The following is a 19,997-nucleotide window of genomic DNA, read 5'->3' on the forward strand; positions in this document are numbered from 1 at the left end:
ACTGCACCTCCATTGTTAGACACTAACCTAACAATGGAGGTGCAGTTCATACATGCGGCGAGTTTTGCTTTTTTATACACCAACAACGATTTCAAAACCAGTCCCTCTAAGCAGAATCCTATAAGCCGATGCCCAACAGCTTTTCTCTTTATTTTCGAAGCAATAAATATACAAAGTATGGAGCTCCGATTAACGCCGTCATGATTCCCGCAGGTATTCCCTCTGGTTCAAGCAGGTTGCGGCCGATTGTGTCAGCAAACAGCAACAGCCACCCGCCAGTCAGCATGGCGATCGGCAGAAATAATTGGTTTCTCGGTCCAATTAATGCTTTTGCCAGATGTGGGGCCATCAATCCGATAAAGGCGATTCCGCCTGTCACCGAAGCAGCCGATGCAGCCAGGGCGACAGCAGTCAAAAGCAGGATAATCCTTTCTCTTTCAATGGAAACCCCTACTCCGATGGCGACAGGATCACTTAAACCTAGGAGGTTTAATCTATTTGCTTTATATAGAGTGAATGGTATTAAGATCAGAATCCATGGCAGGAGTGCCAAGATGAATGGCCAATCCGTTCCCCAAATATTACCATTAAGCCACCTGGCGATGAAATCCACTTTTTGGCGATCGGCTGCTGAAATGATGACAATCATGGCACCTGATAGTGCCATAGAGAACCCGATTCCAACCAGGATTAACCTGACTGGCTGAAGCCCGATTCCTTTTTTATATGAAAATAGATAAATAAGAATCGCCGTGACTAACGCACCGGTAAAGGCGACAGCTGGAAGCATGAAAGCAAACGATGCTGCATCAATCGGGAAAAATAAAAAGAATACCGCGATACCCACCCCTGCTCCAGAGTTAATACCGATGATTCCCGGATCAGCGAGGTCATTCCTCGTCAATCCCTGTAAAATGGCACCTGAAATCGCCAGGGCCATTCCGGCAAGAAGGGTGACCACAATCCGCGGCAATCTGATAGAAAATAATACAAATTCCTCTTTAAACGTTCCTTGACCTAAAATCGTCGGCAGAATCCTATTATAGGATACAGAGGAATAGCCTAAGCCAAGGCTTGTAACGATGGTTAATATGATTAGCACAAAGAGTACACTGATTATCAATCTTTGCTTCTTAATAATAGAAGGATGAATCATGAGAAGCTTCTCCCTCCTTTATGGACGACAAACAGGAAGAAGGGCAAACCCAGCATTGAAATGATGGCATAAATAGGCGTCTCGTATGGCGCATTGATTGTCCGTCCAATCGTATCCGCCAATAGCATGAACGATGCGCCGAATAATGCTGACATTGGCAGCACAAATCGATAATCCGTTCCGACAATCATTCTGACAATGTGCGGAACCATCAATCCGATAAAGGCCATATTTCCGACCAGTGCCACCGCTGAGCCCGCAAGGAGTACAATGACAATAAACAAAACCAGTTTAATCTGGTTGGTTTTTTGACCGAGGCCAACTGCGACCTCTTCATTCAAACTTAAGATTGTTAGCTGTCTTGATAAATAAAAGGATACAACCATACCAAACAACATAAACGGTATAATTAATTTCAGCTGAGTCCAGGAGGTTCCCATCAGACCGCCAGCCGTCCACATTGAAACATCCTTAGATATTTTAAAATACAGCCCGATCCCTTCTGCAGCTGCAAATAAAAAGGCTGAAACAGCTGCACCGGCTAACACAATCCGTAATGGTGAAAAGCCCCCTTTCCTCATGGCCCCAATTCCAAAAACGAGGATCACTCCAATTGCTGCTCCCAAAAAGCATGCAAACGTAATGCCTACATATCCCGCTCCTGGAAAGATTGCCATAGTTAAAGCTAAAGAAGCGTTTGCCCCTGCTGTTAAACCCAGCAAACCAGGGTCGGCAAGCGGATTTCTCGTCAAGCCTTGCATAATTGCACCGGAAATCGAAAGCGCTGCACCAACAAAAATCGCTGCGACTTCTCGAGGCAGGCGAATTTCCCGGATCATTGTTATGGTATCTGTTTTTACAGTTGAGGTAAGTGCCAGCCAGATTTCCTTTACTGTAGTATCAGCAGCCCCAAATATCATTGCTGTCATAAAACTAAAGACTAGTACCAAGAAACCGGCAAGAAATTTAATAAAAACTGAGAGAGAACTGTCTTGATTGAACATAAGCATCTCATCTTTCCGATAGCAAGAAGAGGAATTCCTAAGAATTCCTCCTGCTTATTTTATTTTTCTAAGAATGATTTTTTAAAGAATTCAAGCTGATATTCAAGTGTTAGAGGGTCATTGAAATAGAACTCTTTTGCATTCACTTCAAAGACTTGATTGTTCTTTACAGCAGGGATATTCTTGTATGTTTCTGTCTGCTGGAAGGATGTATCCCCCTCTGCATTCTTACTGAAGATCACATAGTCACCTGCATATTCAGACAGTACTTCTGGAGAAATTGCATAGTAACCCGGTTCAAGAGCTGCTTGTTTCACTTTTTCTGGCATGTTCAATTTCATTTCCTGGTAAAGAATTTCTGTGCCCCTTGCCCAGTTGTCGCCAAATACATATAGTTCTTTATCAAAGTTTTCGATGACGGAAACAGTTGCCTCTTCGCCAATTTTTGCTTTGATCTCTTCTCCTGCAGCTTTAGTATCTGCTTTGAAGTTATCAATCCATTCTTGTGCTTCTTTTTCTTTGTTTAAAAGCTTTCCGATTTCAAGATGCTGTGTCAGGTAATCAAGCTTTCCGTATGTAAACGTGACAGTCGGCGCGATTTCCTTTAGTTTATCCACGTTCTTAATTGTAGAAAGGCCAATGATCAGGTCTGGATTTAATTCAATGATTTTTTCCAGGTTTTCGTCGGTAACTTCTTCAACGTCTTTCAGTTTTTCAAAACGCGGGTTCATTTTTGACCAGGAGTCTACTCCTACAATGTTTACATCCAGAGCCATTACGTTACCGGCAAAGCTGGAAAGAACAATCACTCTTTCTGGGTTTGCAGGTACCTCTACAGGTCCGTTTTCAGATTGATAGGAAATCGTTTCTGGCTTATCGTCTTCTTTATTTTCACTTGATTTCTCTGTTGTTTCTCCTCCGCCGCAGGCGCTAAGAATGAGCACCAGCATAAGCAGGAATGGCATGACTAATTTCTTCATTTTCTTCTTCTCCTTTAATTAAGTTATAAGTTATACAAATAGGTTTCCTTGTACGGGGATCCATGCCAATCTCGGCATCGATCTCAAAAACTTCCCTGAGAACTTCCTTGTTGATCACTTCTTCGCTTGTTCCGGTCTTTACAATCTTCCCGGCTTTCAAAGCCACAAGGTGATCTGCAAAACGGGCAGCATGGTTCAAATCATGCAGCACCATTACGATTGTCCGGTCTTGCTCATGGTTCAGCTTTTGCAAAAGTTCAAGGATTTCCAGCTGATGGGCCATATCCAGATAAGTGGTTGGTTCATCAAGGAAAATCATTTCTGTTTCCTGTGCAAGCGCAAGTGCGATCCAGACTCTCTGCCTTTGGCCGCCGGATAATGCATCGACAGGATCGTATTTATAACTCGCCGTTCCAGTCACATCGAGAGCCCAGTCGATTACCTCGAGATCCTTCTTCGTCAGCCTTCCAAAGCCTTTTTGATAAGGAAAGCGGCCATATGAGACTAGCTCCCCTACCGTGAGACCGGCAGCGCTTTCCGGAGTCTGCGGCAGAATCGCCATCTTTTTGGCAAGGCTCTTCGTGTCTTCTTTTGTGATGCTGACTCCGTCAAGGAAAATGGAGCCTGACTGGTGAGGGATGATTCGTGACATCGATTTAATTAAAGTCGATTTCCCGCAGCCATTTGGGCCGATAATAATGGTGATTTGTTTTTCGGGAATTTCTATCGTCAACTCATCTACGATTGTCCGTTCTCCATATCCCACTTTCAATTGATCTGTGTAAAGGCGAACCATTATCATTCCTCCAAGACTTTTTTAATTTTATCATTGATAATGATTATCAGTATCGTTTACAATGAACACTATAAAGCTATTATTTTCTTGAGTCAATAACATTTTTAACAGAAATATCACCTTTTACATATCGAGGAGTGCTTTCCATGATAAATACAAATATAGAAATTTTTGATCTCACGATAATCGGCGGAGGACCTGCTGGACTCTATTCAGCCTTTTACGCGGGCCTGCGGGAAATGAAGACAAAGATCATTGAAGCCCAGCCGGACTTGGGCGGGAAAATCCATGTCTATCCGGAAAAAGTAATTTGGGATGTTGGTGGATTGGGACCGATTACAGGTGCGAAGCTAATTGAACAGCTAAAAAATCAGGCGATGACTTTCAATCCAGAGGTTGTCTTAAACGAGAAAATTGCCTCCATCGGCCGGGTTGATGGATTATTCTTATTGAGATCTGAGTCAGGTACAATCCATTACTCGAAGTCTATCATTGTATCAATTGGAAGCGGCATTTTGAAACCTCAGAAGCTTAAGTTAGAGGGTGCAGAGAAATATGAAGTGTCCAACCTCCATTACATGGTGAATTCACTCAAGTATTTTAAGGACAGAACAGTCGTCATTTCTGGAGGTGGGAATTCAGCAATTGACTGGGCTAATTCGCTTGAGCCTGTAGCCAAAAAGATTTATCTGGTCCACAGGCGAGATTGCTTTTCTGGCCATGAGTCACAGGTAACACAGCTGATGAACAGCTCGGTAGAATGTATATTCAATACATCCATTACGAATTTATTGGCAGATGAACGCCATACTTCAATTCAATTTGTCGAACTGACCAATCAAAAAACGGGTGAAATCATTTCACTTCCTATTGATGAGGTATTGATCAATCACGGTTTTGACCAGGATGCATCATTACTGGAAAATAGCGAGCTGGATGTACGTCTTATTGATCAGTTTTTCATAGAAGGAACGCCTACAAGTGAAACTTCCGTACCTGGCTTGTTTGCTGCTGGGGATGTCCTGAAACATGAAGGCAAATTAAATTTGATTGCCGGAACCTTCCAGGATGCCGCCAATGCAGTCAATAAAGCAAAACAATTCATTGAACCCTCTGCTGAAACGGCTGCGATGGTTTCATCCCATAATAAAGTGTTTTCAGAGAGAAATAAGGAACTGATTTTGCAATTAGTAAACTCATAGGTTCTTGACAGGAGTAAATCTTATGGCAGCACCTTTGCTGTAAAAGCACTCACTGATTATCATCATGAAGCCTTTTGGATATGCCTTAGAATTCTATCACACGGTTTTTTAATTACAAAAAAATAAAAAAGTGCCAGGCAAAAATGCCTGACACTCAGTTTGTCGACAATGATACCGTTCAAAGTTCAGTTATTGAAACTCTGTTGGTTGAAGATTTTTTTCCTGAATGGTCATTAGAGCCTTATAAAAATAATGTCCTAACAAAAAAAACAAGGCTGTAGACAACCTTGTTTTCAAGTTTGTCTACAGCCAGAGTGCCAGGCGGAGAAACCTGACACTCCATTTTATTTATTCTTCCTCTCCCAAAAAATAATCCTCATTCACAACCGTAAATTCATCAATCACTTCCCCATCTGATGTTATGGTTGTAAAGGTAATTTGATCCTTATCAACCTTTGCCTGCATGGATACTGCGATGTTATCCATGTTGACGTATTCGAATTTTTCATCGGCCACGGCATCGTAATGTTTTTTGCCTGTTGTACCTGCAACAACATATACCGCTCCATCAGAATCCTCCTGACCTGCCTTGAGTTTTTTCGTCCTTCCGTATGAATGGTCATGGCCAGAGAAGACAATATCAATCCCTAATTCATCGACGACTGGAGGCAGCTTTTCCTTCATGATCTCATTTCCGCCAAACGGATTAGTGAAGTAAGGTGGTTTGTGTGTCACAAGAATTTTCCATGGTTTATCGGAATTCTTCACATCCTGCTTTAACCATTCGAGTTGCTTTTCTAATACATCTGCCTCACTCGTATAGCCTAATACGCTGATGTGCATGTTGTTATAATCTACTGAATACGTACCGCCCTTATCTGCAGCCGGGCCGTTTTCTGGTGAGTTGAAGATGGCTTTAGCCAAACTTCCATCAGCATCTCCCATGTATTCATGATTTCCTAATGCAGCGACCAGATCAGTATTACGAATGTTATTGTACTGATTCAATGATTTTAACGTCTCGTCCCACTGCCTGAACTTCGAGGATTCATCAATCAAGTCCCCAACATGGATCATGAACGATAAGTCTTTATTATTTAACTGTCCCAGGATTTTATTAAAGTCGCTTAAGTCTGAAGGCGATTGGGTGTCTCCCAGAACTGCGAACTCAAAGCTTTGCTTTCTTTGTAATGTGGTGAATTCCTGCAGCTCTGACCAATTCTCACCGTCACTAATACGGTAGACATAAGTTGTATCCTGCTGCAACTTCCTTAAAATGGCTTCATTCACTCTGACAATTCCATTCTTTGTGATGTCCTGCTCACCAGAGAATACCTGGCGGCTTGAAGATCCTGCGACTGTTTCCAGTGCGCCTTCGCCCTTCCTGTCATAATCCTGCTTTCTTGCATATTGAACAAGTGTTTCTTCATTCGCTAATGGACTCGACATCCAGGTAAACGCCTTTTCCTTATAAGGATCAGCTGTTGGTGTCGCGATGATGTTTTTAATCTCATCAGCAGCCGCCAGTGCCGGATATGTTTGCGTGTTCCATTTGAATGAATATTTTCCATCCTTAACTGCATAGATCGCGATTTTTTCCACTTCACTCGTAATCGAATCTACTGTTATCTTGCCCTCGGTATCGGTTATTCCTAATAATATTGGATCTTTGCTGCCGTCGATTGTTGCATAGACTTCAACATCTTTTGCTACTTCATTAAGGTTATTTTTAATAGTGAAAACGGATGGCTTGCCGATCAACATAGCGTCTCCTTCGACATAGAAGGCACCCTTTACTTCTACACTTGCAGGGACCATTGAATATGTGGAAACGAAGCTTTCTTCTTTGGCAGATTTATAGCTTAGCTCTGCATCTATAATTTCATAGGTTAGCTTGCTGCCTTGTTTTGTTGATGCTGGAACTCTGATTTTAATCTCAGCTGCCTCGGCTGATGCTCCGGTTGCAGTGCTATTTACCAAATTGAGCGAAAGCATTCCAGTTTCTGCATCATAGGTGTAGGTACTATTCTTGAATTCTTCAGCAAACTGAACATCCTCCACAGGGAAATTTTTATCAATCTGGAAGTTCATTGTGGAACCTGTAATCTCAGCAGCATTCGTTGCCTTGACGCCAAGGCTGTACACATCTCCCAGCAATGACTGCTCCTCACCGACTAGGTCAATTTTTGCCGATCCTGTATTTACGGTAAAATAAACCGTCTTGATCGCTTGGTTTCCAAATTGATCTGGAACCATTAGTGTGACCTTGTGAGTACCATCTGCCCATTTCAAACCGCTCAATGAGATAGATCCGTCCATGTCATAGGAGAAATGGCCTTCTGCATTGAAATAATTTTTCCCATCAACATAGATATTGATTTTTTCCCAATCAATCCCCGTTTTGAAAGGATCTTCTTCATATTCATTAACTTCTGCCTTAAGGTTGACCGCATTGGTGGTAAAATTCTTGTCCTCCACGTTTATGGAAGTGATTTTAGGTGGATATAAATCATCCATTTTCTCACCATAAACGGCCCTGATATTATCAATATAAATGGACCCTTTTGTCATTGGACCTGTGATTCCAGATTTCGTTGACATCATGCGAACAGCTTGTGTGCCGGAAATCTTAAAAGGTCCTTTAAAGGTTGCTGGGATTTCTGCCTCGATGTACTTCCAGCCAGTCCAGTCGATCCCCGGAATTTCTTGTGTTAGATTTATCGTTTGTGCCTTATTATTTCCATCCATAATCATCATTCTCAACCAGTAGCCCTGAGCTTCAGGGGTTCCATACACCCACATTCCAATTCCGGTAGGGTTATCATTGATTGGTGTATTTACTCCTGGACCTGCGTAAACACCAAGTGTCGTTCCAATCGGCGAATTCGTGAAGTCAAAATCTAATTTTAACGATTGATTTCCAAACCGTACTGGAGCGGGATATTTCGATAAACTAAGAGACCCTTTTTCGCCGCGGTTTGCTGTAGAGGTTTTCCATGTACCAAGGTTCCCTTCAAAATCGTACATTACCTCAGGAAGCTTACCTACAGAAACCTTCATTTGAGTTGAAAGGTTTGTCCCCTTTAGTCTAGCAGTTACCATGCCTGTAACATTTTGATCCCCAGTATGAAGAACCCCAGCTTCATCAATCGTTCCCATTCCTTCTGGGATATCAAACTCGATATCTTCTAATTTCCAAGCAACTTCTCGCTTTTTAAATTTGGTTACCAAACCTAGATTGATGGCGCTGTTCCTGGCTGCCGTTAATTCCGTCGCTGAAAAAGACATCTGATCAGGCTGTGCGATTTCGATGATGCTTTTGCCAACCTCATTCCCATCAAGCTTAAGCAGGACATTAAATTGACCCGCTTTCCCATTTGAAACAAATGTGCCATTCTCTGAGATTTCACCAAATGTTGGATCGGTTAATTCCCACGTTAAGCCTGATTCAGGCATAGGAGCTGGCGCCATTGATTTGTCTCTGCCCTTTGCGTTGAATGTGATGGTTGAACTAGGAGTATACGATTTGTCGTAGGGTTCAATATGCGCAGAAGCAAACACATGGTCTGATGGCTCCTCTGTGACGATCAGCCATGAATTCGCAACACTTCGTTCGCTCCGGTCGGAAGGTCTATTGTCCACTTCGAGCTGATCGCCGCCCAATTGACGAGTCGTGAAGGTAGACGATCCTCCACCGTCCAGGTTCAATGCACTAACTGCACCCATGTCGATCATTAGCCGAGCTAAGTCAGGCATAGAGATTCCTGCTGAATATGGCTCTTGCCGTCCATCAATCACGACGAAAAACACATCACCGTCCGCCTTAATTCCAACTGCAGTTCTCGGCTCTTTATCTGCTCCTGTTTGTGGAGTCTGATAGACTTGGCTGTTTTTTACGAGAATTGCATTTCCGCCGAGAGCTTCTTCGACTTGATCTTTTATTGCTTCAAATTCCACAGGAGTGCCGATGACTGCTTCTCCAGATTTTTTGATTGCAAAGAACTCTTGTCCAGACGAGGACTTATCTTTTACTGCTTGTCCATCTTTGTAGACGTAGCCCAAAGGCTCACCAGTAGCCATATTGTAGAAATCCGCATTTACAGCAGCCACTACCTGATGGTTTTCTTTATTAGCGGCACTTGCCTGCTGCCTGACAGGCTGCAGCCCGAAAGCAGTTCCGTCATTAGGTGTCCCAGCTTCAATTGTTACACTTGGGTTATGCATATCCACTTCCACTACAAAACTCTCAATCTTCTTTCCTTCTTTTCCTTCAAAGCTATAGTGCTTTTCCTTCACACCAGGTGCCAGATCAGCTTGATACTGGTTAATTGGGAGTTGGACGATGGGAGATTTTAAATCGAAACTCCCAAGTGCAGAGGTCAGACTCGGTGAAACCATACTAGCGGCTAAGGTAACTGATAGGACAATCGGTACGAATTTCTTCTTCCAATGCTTCTTCATCATTCTCCTCCTATGTATGTTTTCAAGGTTATGTAGTACATCTTCCATCTTATTAAAAGACTATTAATCTAGTATTAATCCATTATTAAGATTTTTCTATAAATGGGTAAGTGTGGAAGGACCTAATTGGAGTTGGGAAATAAATGGAACTGAATCTCATCTTTTAAAAGGTGAAATCCATAAGAATAGTCACTATGTAAGAAGGAATACTGTAACTAACCATCAAATTAATAGATTAACGAGGAAAAAAGGTGGTTAAAAGTTATGATTCCATTTGTATTTGCTTGTATTGCTCCTCATGGCGGTGAGCTTATTCCTGAATTGCAAGGCTCGGATCCTGAACGGATGGCTTTAACGCGTGAGAGTATGATAAAGCTTGGAAAATGCATGAAGGACGCTAATCCTGATTATATTATTGTCCTTACACCGCATGGGACGAGGATTAATGGGAGATTTTCTATTGTAGATTCAGAAAGAATGGAAGGTTCTTGGGAGGAGAACAACGAGAGCTACAAAATGAAAAAACGAGTTGCTCGTGATTTAGCACGATCAATTAACGAGGAAGCAGTTAGAAACAATGTACCAGCTTCCACAATCAATTTCGGAACTTCTGAAGGACCCATTTCTTGCTTGCCATTGGATTGGGGTGCAATTGTACCGCTTCGATTTATGCCAGACGTTCCGATTGTTGTCATTACGCCATCCAGGGATCTTTCTTTCAAGCAGCACATTGAATTCGGGGCAATCCTTCAAAAGGCGGTTGAAAAATCTACTGAGCGAGTAGGTTTAATAGCGAGCTGTGATTGGGCACACGCTCATGATGAACATGGTCCATATGGGTACCATCCTGCCGCCAAACAATTTGATGAGAAAGCCGTTGAACTTATTAAAACGAACCAATTAGAGAAAATGGCTGAATTTGAAGCGGCCTTTATCGATGATGCGAAACCGGATGGAATCTGGCAAACCCTAATCCTTGCAGGTGCCATTCCTATTGAAGAAAGAAATGTTGAATTTTTGTCTTATGAAGTACCAACCTATTTTGGGTTGATTTGCGCGGGTTATTTTAAATGAGGACAGTATCATCCATTCGCGGCACCATTTACCACTTTTCAAAGTTATGTTAAAAATAAAAGTTACGTTGATTCAGAAAGGGCTAATGCATTTTAAATGGTAATGTTATTTAAGGGGAGATTGGTATAAATCATTTACGTTCAAATATATTTCTCTTATTTTTGGCAATTTTATTTTTCGCAGGTATTATTCTATTTTCACATAGGTTGTTTATATGGGGATTAATACCAGTAATCTTCTTGCTATTTATCTGCATCTCTACAAATAAATACCGTTCATCAGTTTCCTTGTTTCTGTTTTTCTTATTAGGCACATTGATGTTTCAAATAGGAAGCAATTACATCTATGAATGGAATATATCCGCAGAAATGAAAATCCTAATGAACAGAAGTTTCCTGCTATTTATCATTATTGGAGCAGTAATTTCACTAATGTTATTTAAACAGAAAATTTTCATCTTTGCACTTTTACCAGATTGGCACAGAAGTATCAAAATGCCATTTCATACAATCAAGTTACCCTATTTTTTACTTATTGGTCTATTGGGTTCGAGCATAATACTAATACCTATATTTTTACATCTAGAAACGAGCTATATAAAATCAATATTACTTTTCGGCCTATTGTTCGCCATCATGAATGCTACACTTGAAGAGGTACTTTGGAGAGGTATTCTGTTATCAAACTTAAAAGAAAACATTTCCACATTTTATGCTGTCGTAATAACCAGTATCGGATTTGGGCTATTGCATTTATCAATTGGAATTCCTGTAATAGTATGTTTACTTTTTTCTTTCGGAGGGCTTTTCTACGCAATCGTAGTTTTAAAGACGAATAGTATATACCCATCCATAGTTTTTCACTTTGTTATCAACTTGGGTATGGTTTTTAATGGCTGGATCATTTGAACTTACACCATCATTTAATAAGGCTCTTAACAGAAGAAAAGCTCGGAGCGATACGACTCTGAGCTTTTTTGTATGCTATTTGTTATGTTATTTGTATACAGAGACATTTTTTACTTTAGGGTATTTACCTAAAATTCAAAGTCTAGAATCATTTTACTGCTTTGATTTGAAAACTTATAATTATAGGACCCTTTCAGGTTTTCTAAGTCACCGGTAGCTTTGATAATTGTTCCCGGAGAATCTAAATTTCCTTTATCAAATAATCCTTGTTCTACAGCTGTAAATGTCCCTCTTTTCCCCTTATAAGTCCCTTCAAAATGAAGAAACCCAGAAATTTTAGCAGTAGCCAAGTGACCATCATCTACATTTGAATCTAAATAATAGAATAAATACTCAACAAAAGCTTTTCCCTTTAATTCACCGTCAAGATCATATTCGACATGGGCACTATTAATAGGAAAATCTTTTCTAGTGTCATCGACTGGCTTTTCATCCCATTTGCTTACTGTAAATGTAACCTCCATACGTGTAATCCTCCTTTTATTAGGTGATAATCTACTTCAGTATACACCTAAAAAGTACCATCTCATTACAACTTTATGGAGTATTAAACTTATACTAATGGATTTAATAAGTTCTTTTGCATTCTATACAAGAAAACAGTTTCTTCCTCTTCCATCCTAACCAATTCAAACCCGTTTTTTTCGTAAAAGGAGATCGCCCCTTTATTTGTCTTAGATACTCTTAGCTGATATTTTTTCATCTTATTTTTGCGGAAGAAATTCTCCGCGTATGCCATCAAGGCCGTCCCATGTCCTTTTCCTCGATATTCCGGAATTAAATAAAATAGGTTAACATAACCGATCTCTTTCTTTTCATAACGCGTGATTTGCAGCTCGATCTGACCAACTGGTTTACCATCATCTTCGACAATAACCAGCCCACCTGGAAACTTTTGAAGAAGTTCATTAACCCTCATTAGATAAATGTCATTATCACCGAATAAGCTGTCGTCACCAAAACTGATAACAAACGCATCTCTTCTGAATTTTATAATGGTTTCAGAGTCAGTTAAAAGGTCAATATCGCGAAATGAAAACAAGAAACATCCCCCATTTTGACTTGTGCTAAAATTGGAGTCTCATAAACTGCATTCCTTTTATAATATATGTCTATTGAAAACTATATAATCCACAACGTCTTTATTTTCTATGCTAATGATCATTCCTAACTTCTCTACAATTTTACTTGAGGCAAGGTTATTTTAAGAACCTTACTCTTTAACGATTAATCCCAGCAATTTCGAAAAACCTATTGCCTGATTTGCAGAGACCTCGCATCCCTTCAAGCTTTCCAATGAAACATTAAGCTGCTCATATGTACAAGTGCTGATATCAATTCCCTTTAGCTCAGTTTCTGTAAAATCAATATGGTTAAGATCGCAAAGGTTAAATTCCACCTTGTTAAGTTTACACTCATAGAAGTTAGCACTTGCCAGAGACGATTGGTCGAATCTTACCTGCTTTAATTTCGCATCAGAAAAGTCGCTTAAATTCACATCACAATTCTCAAAAGAAACGTTACCAAGATTAGCTTCTGAAAGATTCATCCCCAATAACTTGCAATCCTTAAAAACGACTCTATGAACTATGCCCCCAGAAAAACTGGCATTTGACAGATTACATTCTTCAAAAATGACATCCGTTACATCAACTTTATTAAATGTAGAATTAATAAATGTTGTATTTTTAAAATGGACCTTGGAGAAAAACACTTTATCCATTACCTCATTATCAACGACCGCGCCATCCACTTCACAGTTCACTAACTCAGGATCTTCCTCATAGTATATATCTTGAAAATTTGCTTTCTCTAAATATGCTGGAATTTTCGGCTGATCAACTTTCATTTTTTTCAACATGTTACACCTCTTATCGTTTTCTAGAAAAATATTATTATGTACCTGTAACTTTACACATAAATTAATTTGCTTTTAAGTCTTTATTTTTTAATGAGGTTGTGTCAAAAAAACTAAGTTTCGAAATGAAAAAAAGAACCGTGAGCGGCTCCTTTCATTTATGGGTATATCGTATTCTAAGATTTAAGCACTCTTCTGCTTAACACTTTTACTCTCCACTGCTGCTTTATTTCCGCCAATCGACAGCCAGGTAACGAATACTAGCATGAGGACCACGCCAAGCAGTTGGATGCTATGCAGCATTGTATCAAACCAGATGACGGCAATGACCATGACGGTTAATGGTTCCACGCTTGATAAAATACTTGTCTCAACAGCACTTATATACTTCATGCTGGCTAAGAACAACAGAAATGCCATCGTGCCAAATATAATCAGTATACTCATGATGAGAAGTCCTTGTGGCTGAACCAGGAATGGCCAATGATCAGACTGCCATACACGGTTGATTAAACCAAGAACAATCCCGCCAATCAGCATACTCCATCCCACGATCGCTAATACGCTCCATTCCTTCATTAAGCGAGCTGGATATAATGTATAGAAAGCGAATGTTAATCCTACAGCTACTCCCCAGATCAGCGCTTCATTACTGACCAGCAGATTTCCAAGCGAGCCATTTGTAAGAAGTAAGAAAAGGCCGGCCAACGTTCCCACTATACCAAGGATTTGATATCGAGGCGGGAATTTTTTATGAGACAAAGAAACATAAAGCACGACGAAAATCGGAGCAGAAAACTGCAATAAAGTCGCAACGACTGCATTGCTTGTCTCGATCGCATAAGAAAAGGTAAATTGCAAACCAACCATCCCAAAAATACTGAAAAGAATCAGCTGATTGCGCCAGTAAGGTGTCTTCACCACTCCAAAAACATCTTCTTTTTTAATAGCCAGAAATACCAAAATTCCAGATCCAGCAACAACCAAACGAACCGTCAGCAGAAAAGGCACCGTCAAATCCGTATTGCTCAACACCCATTCCGTCAGAGAACCAGTAGTACCCCATAACATCGCCCCCATCACAATCATCAAAATCCCTTTAAGACGCAGCATCATGTACAACTCCCCTTCACCGCATTAAACCACTGGGGGTCAGACCCCCAGTGCGTTGGTGTGCTAAAGTCTTTAACTAGTCTTTAACTAGTCCACCTAATCTATTAATCATATTAAATATTAAATATTATATTACCATATAATCCTATAAGAAATTGAAAGTCGCGTTAAATAGGATTTATTAATAAACACGCATCTGCTGTGAAGTTCTTTTTTCTATTGTTGGTCTTATATCGTTTGTTTCGCGATATGATTAATTATTTAGTGAGTTAGTCAGATATATGCTACAAGATATGGGGAGGAATGCTTGTGAAGGCTATCGTATGTAATAAATATGGTTCTCCTGAAGTTCTTGAATTAACTGAGGTGGAAAAACCTGTTCCTAATGATCATCAAGTTCTGGTGAAAATCCACGCATCTTCGGTGAACTATGGAAACCTCGTACTAATGAAGGGTGAACCATTTTTAGCACGCTTTGCTTTCGGTATTCTTAAACCAAAATACTCGATACCTGGCGGTGACATAGCAGGCAGGGTTGAAGCAGTTGGTAAAGAGGTTAAGCAGTTTCAACCAGGTGATGATGTATTTGGAGATCTTGCTAGTTGTGGCTGGGGTGGCTTTGCAGAATATGTATCGGTTCCTGAAAGTGCTTTAGCATTAAAGCCCGCCAATATTTCCTTTGAAGAAGCGGCTTCTGTCCCTATGGCAGGAGTGACGGCATTGCAAGCCTTGAGAGGTAAAGGCAAGATTATGCCTGGGCAAAAGGTATTGATTCATGGAGCCTCTGGAGGCGTAGGCACTTTCGCTGTTCAAATTGCCAAAGCACTCGGGGCTGAGGTAACTGGTGTGTGCAGCACGAGAAATTTAGACATCTTGCAATCATTAGGAGCAGACCATCTCATCGACTATAAAAAGGAAGATTTCACCCAAAACGAGAAGCGTTATGATTTGATACTTGGCGTGAATGGAAATCAGCCAATTTCCGCATATAAGCGTTCATTAAGTCCAAATGGAACATTTGTACACGTGGGAGGATCCGAGACTCAAATGTATCAAGCCCTGATTAAGGGACCTTGGATTTCAATGACAGGAAATAAGAAAATAAACACTTTCTTACAACGACCGAACCAAAAAGATTTAAAAGATATAAAAGAATTAATAGAAACCAGAAAGGTAAAACCAGTTATTGACCGAAGCTATACCTTAGGTGAAATTAGAGAAGCTTTCAAGTATTTTAGTGAAGGTCACGCTCGAGGAAAAGTTGTTATTACAATATAAGATTTGAAAAAGAAGAAGCGGAGAACGCACACTATGATCTATTTAATGTGCGTTCTCCGCTTATTACATTTCAAAATCCTTGCCAATTTACCTAAAATTATAAACCTGTCTGATTCTGATAATAATACAATACGCTTAGCTTGAAATGATCTACGACCTGAAGTTGTTCGTAGAAAACTTTATACTGTTCTTGATAATCTAACAGAAAAGAATAGATGGGATGTTTAATAAGAAAGTATGCTGTAAATCTGCTATCCCCTCCTGATTTCAGTCTCCTTCCACATAACACTTTCCCTCCAAGTCGATACGCTTTGTAAAAATAAATTTCTATATCATTGGCGAAGTCTTGTACCACATCTTCTTTAATAAAAATATGATTGAAGTTGTTTTCTATCTTTTCTATGTCTTCAAAAGCATTGTGTTCAATCAACTCGAGACTCTTATCTATCAATTGTTGAGCTAGACCAGGCTGTTTTTCTGACTTAAGCGCATCCAAAACGCGTTCATATACATATTAAACATAAAATTCAATTGGTCTAGCTAAAACATTTTTTGCCTCTATCATTGTTCTGCACGAATATTTAGTTCCATATAACCTTCACCTTTATGTACAAAAATTTAAAACGTTAATTAAATGTCTTAAGCTTTGGGTTTCCACATTCATTTTCTAATGGTAAGACCCTATAACTTTAGCAAAAGTAAAACCAGCTTGCTAGCCTTAAAATTAAACACTATCCCCTTTTCTTTCATGGCCTTTCTCCTACACAGCACATTTAAATGCGTTCTATACCCTTATAATGGGTAAACAAAAAGCAGGATCAAATTTTCAATAAAGAGGTGATTAATTTATGAAGTCCGATAACCCGAATTTAAATACATCAAAAATGTCGAAAAGGATTTTGCCTCTTGCCGCTTTTGGAATCGCCGGGACACTCTATGCTGCTTCTGTTAATCGACGGAGGAAAACGGCGTCCATCTCTCATTCACGGATTATGGATCTTATAGAACAAAAGCCTACATGTATTACAGTTGCCTGTCCAGAGAGTGATGGCCGGTATCGTGTGTACCGCGATCATAAACTCATTTATAATGGACCTGCCACAAAATTGATGGACCGAAACCTTATTCCAGGAACGCTTTATACTTACTCAATTGAAAAAATGGACGAGAATGATCATGTAGAGGAAATACTGAAAATCCAGACAAGAACGGCGGTCGATTATAAAGAAAGAGAAAATGTCCTTCAGGATCTCATCATGACTTCTGTTGTTGCTAATAATCAGGTCAGTCTTGAGTGGGAACCGATTGAGGGTGTATCTGAGTACACTATATTTAAAAATGGCGTGCAAATGAAAACAATCGACTGCTGCTCTTATTCAGATGATGATTTGAAATCTGATGAGGAAATCATTTATACGATAAAAGCAAAAAGACCCTTGCAGCGTTCAGATCAAATCAAGTGGGAAATCAAATCGGTAGTCGCTCATGCCGTAGGTGCCATAAAGAATGATTCTTCCACTGAAATGGCAGCAAAAGAAGAATTTTCGATTACAAAGAAGATTGGTCCGCTCAACCAGCTTTTAAAACCAGTCAGTGCAACATCAGAAGATAATAAGGAACGGCTGTGGCAGCTGCGCTATACCACTTTTTTAAATGAAGAGTGGCTGCAAAATCCGAATCCTGCTTCTGCTGATCACTATTTCAAAGGCGACAACCGCAGCTTTGACCCTGAGTCCTCCAAATTTCGCACCAGGGCCGACGTCTTTATCGATTCAGAGAACCCTTCTGCTTTGTTAAGCAAGGAGGTCGGCAAGACAGAGGCGTTTAACAAAAACGAAGAATTCATAGAAGAAGCGGATGCTTCAGATGAAGGGATCAAACTCAAAAAGGTGTTTTCTGATAATGATAAAATTATTTTTCAATTGCATCATTCCATCAGTAACCCTTTAGTTATGTCACCGGCAATCGATTATATAGTATGCGGTACGTTTTACAAGGATGGGCAATTCGATCTTGTTGGCATCCACGACCAGGCACCGCATCATGAAATCTATTTAAAAGAAGCAGGTACGGAAGACTGGCAGACCATCCATCAAGCTGAGAGCAAAGGACTGGAGATGATGGCTAGTACACTTGCAAACCAATATTGGCGTTACTCCACTTTTACCTCATAATCAAAAAAGAACGGAAAAGCATCCAGTAGCTTTCCGTTCTTTTTCTTATTCATCAATACGGCCAGTGTTCACCGAAAAGAGAAACGACTCCTATAAGAACCGTTTTCTAATATTTGGCGGTGGCAGCATGCAGCTTTCCTTTTGCCCAAACCATTTGTATCGATTCTTGGCAATCAGATTGTAAACGATGTTCCTCATCGGACTTGGAACGATGATAAAGCCGTACAGCCATTTCCATGCCCCTTGCAAATGGCGGCTGATTCTTAGCGCCGCCGTCGATTTATAATATACCTTGTCATCTTCAATTAAAATCATGCTGTCGACATCGGCAGGAACATTGTGCTTCTTCACCAGATTCTGCCCAGCTTCACTCTGCAGAGAAGCAAACTGAAAAATCCCTTTTGGATCGCGGTTTAAAATAAACTGGACACTCGCATCACAGAAGTTGCATACTCCGTCAAACAGAATAACAGGATGCATCGAACATCCCTCCTAGTATCAGACTTGGTTAAATCCTTTACTATATCTTTTATCCTATATAATGATAATAAAACAAAAAAGATTTATTGTTTCATTAGAATATACAAAAAATCCGCGGCAGTACGTACCGCTTCCTATACAACGGTTATCTTCTTTTAGAAACCTTCATCAATTTATCAATAATGATTTTAAAATCTTCTTCATTAGGATAATGGGCAGAGTTTTCAAGTGTAATAAACTCTTTACCTCCCTGTACCTCTAATTTGTTAAAAAAGTCGAGTGCCAGATCATAGTTCGTGAGCTTATCATGTTTCCCCTGGAACATATATATTGGTGCATGTACTCTCCTAATTGTTTGTAAATCCACTTCTTGTTGAATCTCTTTTTGCAATTCTTTCGCTGTAAACAAACTGAATTTCGCACCTCCCACAAGGACGCTATAAATATCTTTCAACGTATAGTCAGGACTTGAGAATATAGGTTTTAAAAAGTTCAGAATGTTTGCCTTTTTAATCTTTTCATCGCTGTAATTATCTCCGCCATATTTGCTGATATACTTGCTGTATTTCTCTTCTTTTTCTATCCTGTATGGCGGCTCGCCAAATGATGCCAGATCTTCCTTCAGCTTCTTGCTATTCTTTCTGACAGCTATATCCCGTAGCCACTTTGTAGATAATCTTTGATTTTCAGCATTATTAACAAATTGGGATATACCAAAATAGCCCTTAATTTTTTCGGGATATTCTTCAACACACTTCATTCCGATGATCGATCCCCAGGACATTCCAGATAAATAAATCTTGTCTTGACCGAACCGTTCAGTCAGATAATCGATAATTTGTTTTGTATCGTCCACAAATTGATGTACATTCATTGTTTCAATTGGAATATCCTTATGATAGCTCTTGCCAGAACCTCTTTGATCATAATAAACCGCTATAAAGTTCTCGGCAATTTCCGGATAGACGCCTCTTGAACTTACCCCGAATGGGATTGGCTGACCAGGACCGCCATGTAAAAATAAAATAATTGGTTTATCTGGACTTTTGCCTTCAAGTAAAATAAATTGTTTTGTTCCGTTCACTTGTAATTCAACTAACTCCGCCATACCCTCTTCCTTGATCCACTTTTGACTTTTACGCAGAATTTTATTTTTCAAGAAATATCGCAGTATTATTAATGTTAAAATAACCAGGAAGATAACAATAAAAAATACCCCAACAACCTTCCCCAACTTTATTCCCCCATTTTATATATCTAAATTACTGTTGATCTCATTTTAATATAAAACCATTTCTTTATATACCATTATTTTCTAATCAGACCTGGCAAGAAAAAGATGATGCCTATACGGTTCTCTCAGATCGGAAATATCAACATTCCTTATAAATTTTTCAATTCTTCGATACAATTTTCTGTTAACGCAACTTCCCACAGCTGCCCTGGTGCTTCA

General features: G+C 39.9%; 17 protein-coding genes. 5 read left to right on the plus strand and 12 right to left on the minus strand.

The genetic code is table 11. From position 1 onward, the window contains the following. Positions 1–148: 148 nt before the first annotated feature. The 4 genes from V7654_RS07715 to V7654_RS07730 are packed head-to-tail and all read right to left on the minus strand — an operon-like array spanning position 149 to position 3,936. Complete coding sequence (locus V7654_RS07715; protein WP_335429700.1) at positions 149–1,156, minus strand: FecCD family ABC transporter permease; 1,008 nt, start codon at positions 1,154–1,156, stop codon at positions 149–151. Then, entirely contained in the window at positions 1,153–2,160 is a 1,008-nt protein-coding gene (locus tag V7654_RS07720; protein ID WP_438825269.1) for a FecCD family ABC transporter permease, read from the minus strand. The genes V7654_RS07715 and V7654_RS07720 overlap by 4 nt, the downstream gene beginning before the upstream one ends. Positions 2,161–2,219: 59 nt before the next feature. Then, a complete protein-coding gene (locus V7654_RS07725; RefSeq protein ID WP_335429703.1) occupies positions 2,220–3,140 on the minus strand; it encodes an iron-hydroxamate ABC transporter substrate-binding protein in 921 nt (306 codons plus the stop codon). Continuing rightward, the gene (locus tag V7654_RS07730; RefSeq protein ID WP_335429704.1) at positions 3,091–3,936 is read right to left on the minus strand and encodes an ABC transporter ATP-binding protein; all 846 of its coding nucleotides are present in this window, start codon (positions 3,934–3,936) and stop codon (positions 3,091–3,093) included. The genes V7654_RS07725 and V7654_RS07730 overlap by 50 nt, the downstream gene beginning before the upstream one ends. A 146-nt stretch (positions 3,937–4,082) precedes the next feature. On the opposite strand from V7654_RS07730, the gene V7654_RS07735 reads away from it, so the two are divergent. Beyond that, positions 4,083–5,138, plus strand: coding sequence for an NAD(P)/FAD-dependent oxidoreductase (locus tag V7654_RS07735; protein WP_335429706.1), 1,056 nt, complete (start codon positions 4,083–4,085; stop codon positions 5,136–5,138). 348 nt (positions 5,139–5,486) lie between these two features. On the opposite strand, the gene V7654_RS07740 is transcribed toward V7654_RS07735, so the two are convergent. Continuing rightward, positions 5,487–9,599, minus strand: coding sequence for a phosphodiester glycosidase family protein (locus V7654_RS07740; protein WP_335429707.1), 4,113 nt, complete (start codon positions 9,597–9,599; stop codon positions 5,487–5,489). 264 nt (positions 9,600–9,863) lie between these two features. Between V7654_RS07740 and V7654_RS07745 the strand changes: the two genes are divergently transcribed. Both V7654_RS07745 and V7654_RS07750 read left to right on the plus strand, forming a co-directional pair. Further along, positions 9,864–10,673 carry an extradiol ring-cleavage dioxygenase gene (locus tag V7654_RS07745; protein ID WP_335429709.1) on the plus strand — a complete coding sequence of 270 codons (810 nt, stop codon included), beginning with the start codon at positions 9,864–9,866 and terminating at the stop codon, positions 10,671–10,673. A 494-nt stretch (positions 10,674–11,167) separates the two neighbouring features. Then, entirely contained in the window at positions 11,168–11,581 is a 414-nt protein-coding gene (locus V7654_RS07750) for a CPBP family intramembrane glutamic endopeptidase (RefSeq protein WP_335429969.1), read from the plus strand. 128 nt (positions 11,582–11,709) lie between these two features. Here the strand turns inward: V7654_RS07750 and V7654_RS07755 are convergent, their stop codons facing one another. From V7654_RS07755 to V7654_RS07770, 4 genes are all read right to left on the minus strand, one after another. After that, positions 11,710–12,105 carry a DUF3224 domain-containing protein gene (locus V7654_RS07755; protein WP_335429711.1) on the minus strand — a complete coding sequence of 132 codons (396 nt, stop codon included), beginning with the start codon at positions 12,103–12,105 and terminating at the stop codon, positions 11,710–11,712. An 89-nt stretch (positions 12,106–12,194) separates the two neighbouring features. Then, a complete protein-coding gene (locus tag V7654_RS07760; RefSeq protein WP_335429712.1) occupies positions 12,195–12,683 on the minus strand; it encodes a GNAT family N-acetyltransferase in 489 nt (162 codons plus the stop codon). A gap of 171 nt (positions 12,684–12,854) precedes the next feature. Continuing rightward, positions 12,855–13,502 (minus strand): pentapeptide repeat-containing protein, encoded by a 648-nt coding sequence (locus tag V7654_RS07765; protein WP_335429713.1) that lies wholly within the window; start codon positions 13,500–13,502, stop codon positions 12,855–12,857. Positions 13,503–13,682: 180 nt separating this feature from the next. Further along, positions 13,683–14,612 (minus strand): DMT family transporter, encoded by a 930-nt coding sequence (locus V7654_RS07770; RefSeq protein ID WP_335429970.1) that lies wholly within the window; start codon positions 14,610–14,612, stop codon positions 13,683–13,685. A 309-nt stretch (positions 14,613–14,921) separates the two neighbouring features. On the opposite strand from V7654_RS07770, the gene V7654_RS07775 reads away from it, so the two are divergent. Further along, positions 14,922–15,890 (plus strand): NAD(P)-dependent alcohol dehydrogenase, encoded by a 969-nt coding sequence (locus V7654_RS07775; RefSeq protein WP_335429714.1) that lies wholly within the window; start codon positions 14,922–14,924, stop codon positions 15,888–15,890. A gap of 97 nt (positions 15,891–15,987) precedes the next feature. On the opposite strand, the gene V7654_RS07780 is transcribed toward V7654_RS07775, so the two are convergent. Further along, positions 15,988–16,386 carry a hypothetical protein gene (locus V7654_RS07780; protein WP_335429715.1) on the minus strand — a complete coding sequence of 133 codons (399 nt, stop codon included), beginning with the start codon at positions 16,384–16,386 and terminating at the stop codon, positions 15,988–15,990. Between the two features lie 352 nt (positions 16,387–16,738). Between V7654_RS07780 and V7654_RS07785 the strand changes: the two genes are divergently transcribed. Further along, complete coding sequence (locus V7654_RS07785; RefSeq protein WP_335429716.1) at positions 16,739–18,064, plus strand: DUF3238 domain-containing protein; 1,326 nt, start codon at positions 16,739–16,741, stop codon at positions 18,062–18,064. 90 nt (positions 18,065–18,154) lie between these two features. Here V7654_RS07785 and V7654_RS07790 read toward each other — a convergent pair whose 3' ends face one another. After that, positions 18,155–18,544 carry a thiol-disulfide oxidoreductase DCC family protein gene (locus tag V7654_RS07790; protein WP_335429717.1) on the minus strand — a complete coding sequence of 130 codons (390 nt, stop codon included), beginning with the start codon at positions 18,542–18,544 and terminating at the stop codon, positions 18,155–18,157. A gap of 145 nt (positions 18,545–18,689) precedes the next feature. Further along, positions 18,690–19,778: an alpha/beta fold hydrolase gene (locus V7654_RS07795; RefSeq protein WP_335429718.1), complete on the minus strand. Its 1,089-nt coding sequence runs from the start codon at positions 19,776–19,778 to the stop codon at positions 18,690–18,692. Positions 19,779–19,997 lie beyond the last annotated feature (219 nt).

Origin of the sequence: Bacillus sp. JJ1609, from assembly GCF_036967045.1 — a bacterium.
In the GTDB taxonomy this organism is placed as follows: Bacteria; Bacillota; Bacilli; order Bacillales; family Cytobacillaceae; genus Mesobacillus.

Excerpts from the sequence above, each read along its gene's own strand:
- V7654_RS07715 (WP_335429700.1), bottom strand. The coding sequence starts at position 1,156 with ATGATTCATCCTTCTATTATTAAGAAGCAAAGATTGATAATCAGTGTA.
- V7654_RS07720 (WP_438825269.1), bottom strand. The coding sequence starts at position 2,160 with ATGTTCAATCAAGACAGTTCTCTCTCAGTTTTTATTAAATTTCTTGCC.
- V7654_RS07725 (WP_335429703.1), bottom strand. The coding sequence starts at position 3,140 with ATGAAGAAATTAGTCATGCCATTCCTGCTTATGCTGGTGCTCATTCTT.
- V7654_RS07730 (WP_335429704.1), bottom strand. The coding sequence starts at position 3,936 with ATGGTTCGCCTTTACACAGATCAATTGAAAGTGGGATATGGAGAACGG.
- V7654_RS07735 (WP_335429706.1), top strand. The coding sequence starts at position 4,083 with ATGATAAATACAAATATAGAAATTTTTGATCTCACGATAATCGGCGGA.
- V7654_RS07740 (WP_335429707.1), bottom strand. The coding sequence starts at position 9,599 with ATGAAGAAGCATTGGAAGAAGAAATTCGTACCGATTGTCCTATCAGTT.
- V7654_RS07745 (WP_335429709.1), top strand. The coding sequence starts at position 9,864 with ATGATTCCATTTGTATTTGCTTGTATTGCTCCTCATGGCGGTGAGCTT.
- V7654_RS07750 (WP_335429969.1), top strand. The coding sequence starts at position 11,168 with ATGCCATTTCATACAATCAAGTTACCCTATTTTTTACTTATTGGTCTA.
- V7654_RS07755 (WP_335429711.1), bottom strand. The coding sequence starts at position 12,105 with ATGGAGGTTACATTTACAGTAAGCAAATGGGATGAAAAGCCAGTCGAT.
- V7654_RS07765 (WP_335429713.1), bottom strand. The coding sequence starts at position 13,502 with ATGTTGAAAAAAATGAAAGTTGATCAGCCGAAAATTCCAGCATATTTA.
- V7654_RS07770 (WP_335429970.1), bottom strand. The coding sequence starts at position 14,612 with ATGCTGCGTCTTAAAGGGATTTTGATGATTGTGATGGGGGCGATGTTA.
- V7654_RS07785 (WP_335429716.1), top strand. The coding sequence starts at position 16,739 with ATGAAGTCCGATAACCCGAATTTAAATACATCAAAAATGTCGAAAAGG.
- V7654_RS07790 (WP_335429717.1), bottom strand. The coding sequence starts at position 18,544 with ATGCATCCTGTTATTCTGTTTGACGGAGTATGCAACTTCTGTGATGCG.